The 5,109-nt window shown below is 60.1% G+C and carries 2 protein-coding genes; both read left to right on the top strand.

The window, feature by feature from the left end; translation table 11 throughout:
- The first annotated feature begins 6 nt into the window (after positions 1-6).
- The gene (locus I5W_RS31980; protein ID WP_256380764.1) at positions 7-4,689 is read left to right on the top strand and encodes an Ig-like domain-containing protein; all 4,683 of its coding nucleotides are present in this window, start codon (positions 7-9) and stop codon (positions 4,687-4,689) included.
- Positions 4,593-5,109, top strand: a 517-nt coding sequence (locus I5W_RS08265) for a hypothetical protein (RefSeq protein WP_044528865.1), incomplete at its 3' end; no start/stop codon positions are given. The genes I5W_RS31980 and I5W_RS08265, both read left to right, overlap by 97 nt.

Raw genomic sequence — 5,109 nt, 5'->3', positions numbered from 1 at the left:
GATAGCATCGCCCCCAAGGCGACCGTCGCCAGCAACCCGGGTGGCACATTGGTCAACAAGAGCGTGATCTTCGTGATCAACTTTGACGAGGCGCTCAAGTCAGCACCGACCAAGGACCATTTCGACGTAGCCAATGGCACCGTCAACGAAGTCACGCCTGGCGACACGGCCACTAGCTGGAAGATCAGAGTCACTCCCAAAGCGGGCGTGGCCTCCGGCAACATCGAATTGCGGCTCAAGTCAGGTGTGGCATCGCCCCTGAGCGACAAGGCCGGCAACCTGGTCGACACCGACAAGATCCTGGCGACCCAGGCCATTGATACCAAGGGGCCGACCGTCATCGGCGCGAAAGCCGATGCCGGAGGCCCGGTCATGGGCGGCCTCGTGAGCTTCGTCGTCGAACTGAGCGAAGCTATTCCTGGGCGTTGGGGGGTAATCGGTACCGGCAACTTCATCGCCACCAACGGTACCGTGGACAGTGTCACGCCTATGGACGGTTCCGGCGGCCGGAGTTACAAGGTGACGGTCAGGCCCACGACCTCCAGCGGCGGCAGCGGCCCTGCCGACACGACAATCTCCCTGAGCCTGCTTGCCAATCCGGACAGCAACGGTGCCCTGATCCGCGACGCCTTGGGCAACCAGATCGATACGGGGAAACCAGCTGGTCAGCCCCAGATCCTGCCCCTGGCCACTCAGATCATCGATGTTACCCCACCCACGGTGGCTCAACTCACCCTCAGTGCCAAGGCGACGGGCAGCCTTCCGGCCAAGGACGGTTACTACCATGTCGGTGACGTTGTCACCGTCGAGGTCAAGTTCAGCGAAGCCATGAAGATCATGGGCCAGCCGACGGTGGATATCGACCTGGGAGGTAGCGCGGGCATCCGCAGGGCGGTTTTCAACAAGCTCAGCGACGACAAGCTCAGCGCCTTCTTCGACTACGTCATCGTCGCCGGCGACAATGCCAGCACCGGTATTGGCTTGCCCGCCAATGGCATCAAGCTGGCCGGCGGCGGCATCACCGACCTGGCCGGCAACCCGGCCGTGCTGGCTTCGCAGGCCAAGGCCAGCGATCCCGCTGGCGTCAAGATCGACACGCAGGCCCCGTTCATTGCCGAAGCAAAGATCGACTCGGCCGACGTGCTGGCCAGCACTGGTCTGTACAAGGCCGGTGCGGTGCTCAAGGCATCCGTGCGCTGGTCTGAAGAGATCAGCATTGACACCGCAAAGGGCAGCCCCGAACTGACCCTGAACGTGGGTGGGAAACCGCGTACCGCAACGTATACAGGCCCGGCTGCCGATAAGAAGACCTTGCTCTTCACCTACACGGTCGCCGCCGACGACAACGATGCCGCGGGCATCGCCATTCCAGCCGGTGCCGTCAAGCTGCAGGGGGCGGTCATCACCGATGTCTCCGGCAATGCTGCCGTCATGGATTACTCTGGCAGTCCCGCCAATACCAGTTTCAAGGTCGATACCACCGCGCCTGGCGTAGCCAGCGTGGTCGTCAACGGTCGCAGTGACGATGCTGGCACGTCCAGTGGCATCTACCGTGTCGGTGACAAGGTCATCGTCACGGTGAGCTTCAATGAAGACATGCGCCTCAACACCGACGGTGGCGGTCCCACGTTGAGTCTGCAGGTGGGGGCAAAGTCTCGCGTGGCCACTTACGTTGCAAACAGCGCCAACGGAAAGAACTTGACCTTCAGCTACACCCTGGCCGGCGACGATGCCGCCCTCGAGGGGGTCGCCGTGCTGGCCAACGTCCTGGCGTTGAACGGTGCCAGTCTCACCGACCTTGCCGGCAATGCCGCCCAGCTCACCTATACGGCCTTGCCCGCCAATGCGGCCGTGAAGGTGGACAATGCGTCGCCCACCCTCCTCAGCTTTAGCGCAACGGCTGACAAGAAACTGCTCATCGATGACGTGCTGCAACTGCGCGCCAAGGTTTCGGAACCCCTGCGTGCTGGCGCCTCACTGACGGTCAAGTTGAGCAATGGCGGCGAGGTCGTCCTCAGTGCCGACTCCAGCGATCCCACTCAATTGGTGGGCAGCTACAAGGTGCTGCCTGGTCAGAATAGTAGCGATCTGAAAGTGACCAGCGTCAGTGCCACCACGGGCAAGGATCTGGCAGGCAATGACCTGAGCACCGTCGTGCCGAGCAACGGCAGCATCGCTGCCCCCCGGCCCATCGAAATCGATGCTGCAAGGCCACCCAAGCCTGGCGTTTTCCAATTGGATGCGGCCAGCGATGCCGGCATCTCCAACGCTGACGGTATCACCAACGTGACCCTGCCAAGCTTCTATCTGGATGGACTGGTGATTGGTGCCAAGGTGGAGGTCACTGCCACCAATCCCAGCGGCCAAATGGTCAAGCTGCTGGAGTTTACCGCCACGGCCACCAGCCAGACGGTAGCCATGAGTGGCACGGCGTTGACTGATGGCGTCTATAGCAAGGTGATGGTGCAGCAGCAAAACCCCAGCAGCAATTTCAGCGAGATGACGCAGTTGGGCAATACCAAGACCCTTGGTCAGTTCGAGATTTCCACGGTGGTTCCGTCCACCCCGAACAGCCTGGTCTTCGACCCGGTCCAGGACAGTCTGTACGAGAACGAGTACGACCGCTACCGCCCAGAGCCCGACAATGCCAAGACTCCAGGTACCGCTGCGCGAGACTATGGTGGTCCAGTCCGGGAGCCGCGTTTCTACTTCCTCGGCGGTAAGGACGGCGAGGTTGCCGTGCTTTTCCGCGATATGAACAAAAACAACCGCTTCGATGAAGGGGATATCCTGCTGGGCCGCAAGACCATTGGCCTTGATTCGCGAGCCCCTGATTACACGCTGACCATTAATTCGAAGGATACGAAGAAAAACGGCCATTACGTCGATGTCGAGGCAGAAAACGCCCTGGCCAACGGCATCTATACCGACATCAATCTCGTGTTGCAAAGCCAATCCGGCACGTATGGCCAGGCCTCTGGATTTGCTTACGGTGATTTTAAAGTCTTCAGTTCAGAGCTTCCCAAGCCACTCAGTGGCGCCAGGGTCACGGAGGCTACCTCCGAGACTGCGACCAGGGCCAGCACCTTGAGCTTCAGCGTTGACGACGGCCAGGTGGGCGCGCGGGTGAGCTTTACCGCAGAGTTGGTCGGCACCGATGGTTCCAGGAGAACTGTCGATATCGGCAGCGGTATATTGAGTGCCGCCAAGACGGTGCTCATCAACACCTCGGCCCTCAATGGACACTACGAGAATTTCACCGCCAAGCAAACCTATGCTGGCATGACCGGCACCGCGATTGCCGTCACCAAGCAGGCCGGCGGCAACCTGGTCATGGTGTGGGACCACCTCGCTCCCACGGTCCAGGTGGCGGTCAAGCCTGGTAATGGGCCCACGCGCCCCGGCGATCTGGTGGAACTGGTCTTCACTTTCAGTGAAGAGATCAAGGACTTCACGGTGGACGACATCGTGGTCAATGGCGGCACCCTCATCGACTTCGCAGGCTCCGGCCTGACGCGCACGGCGAAGTTCAAGCCGAACGACGGCAACGTCCTCAAAGGCGACGTCCAGGTCAACGGGGCGTCCTATACGGACGTGGTCGGCAACGCGGGCGTGGCCAGCAACAAGCTCGACATCGTCTTCAATCGTCCGGGAGCGATCACGCTCAGTGGCATCAGCGGCAGCGCGCCACAGGTGGGTGAAACCCTCAGCGCCGCGGTGAGCGATCCCGACGGCAATCCCACCGGTACGGTCAGCTACACCTGGAGCGTGGGCGGCACCACGGTGGCTGACAACAACACCGCCACCTACAAGGTGAAGGACGCGGACAAGGGCAAGAAGATCAAGGTCACGGCCAGCTATACGGACGGAGCCAACAAGCAGGATACCGCTTCCTCAAGTGAGACTGCCCAGGTAACCGGGCCGAACAATCCGCCGCAAGTTGTGTTCAAGGTCAACGGTGTGGTGGTGGACCCCGACAAGAACAACGTGCTGCGTTATGGCGATACGGTGACGGTCGAGGTGAACGATAAAGATGGCATCGCCGACAATCCGGCTGCGAAATATTCATGGCTGGACACTAACGGCAACCCCCAGGACCAGATTGTCGTGGCGCGGAACTTTAGGGTCACCAAGGATATTCTGGCCAAGGATGCGATTATTCACTTCCGTGCTCAATACACTGATCAGGCAGGCAACAACGAACTCTGGACGCAAGAAGCTCAGAGCTTCAAGGTTCGCCCGAAGCAGCAGCCGGGAACGGTCAGTATCAAACTACTTGACAATGACGGCAACGAAGTCGTCCCTAGTGGCGATCTAAAGCTTGACGATGAGCTCAAAGCAGTTGTTCAGGATGAGAACGATGCGGGCGAGATCGAGTATCACTGGATAGTCGGCGGCGAGGACCGCGGCGGAGCGTGGGCAGCCACTACAGGATCCAGAAGGCGGACTACGGAAAGGACATCAGAGTCCAGGCGATCTACGTGGACAAAGACGGTGGACAGGAAAACCCCACCAGCACCACCTCCTTTACGGTCGAACCCAAGCCCGGCAATAAGCTGCCTACTGGTGACGTTACGATCAGCGGCGACGGTATGCTTGGCACGGTGCTCACTGCCCAGGCCGTCAATATCAAGGATGATGATGGCCTGGCTACCAATCCTGCCTACACCTACAAGTGGTATTCGGTAGTCAACAAGGTCACTGGTGAGAAGACCGAGATCAGCGCTGCCCACTTCCAGGGCAACGATTCCTCCAAGCTAGTCGTCACGTCCGATCTGCTGGGCAAGGACATTCAGGTCGAGGCACAGTTCAAGGATCTAGCCGATTTCGACAACAAGGTAACGGGAAGCAAGACCATCACCCCGACCCTGCCAGGAGGCTTTACCGTCACTGCACCGCTCAGTTTTACAGGCTTGATAGACCAGGACACCAAGGCCAAACTGCTCAAGGTAGCCCCGAACAGCAACCTCTATATCCTGGACGTGGACGGCAACGGCACGATCGACCAGAACGACGCGCGCACCTACATCGGCAATCTGGACGCCAACGCCAGCATTGGCGTCACCACGGCTGGCGGTCAGGGGCGTGCGACGTTGCTGGGCAAGGACA

The organism is Herbaspirillum sp. B65 (assembly GCF_000333555.1).
Classification (GTDB): domain Bacteria; phylum Pseudomonadota; class Gammaproteobacteria; order Burkholderiales; family Burkholderiaceae_D; genus Herbaspirillum; species Herbaspirillum rubrisubalbicans.
The sequence above is the reverse complement of the archived record's forward strand: the minus strand, read 5'-3'. Positions and strand labels throughout refer to the sequence as shown.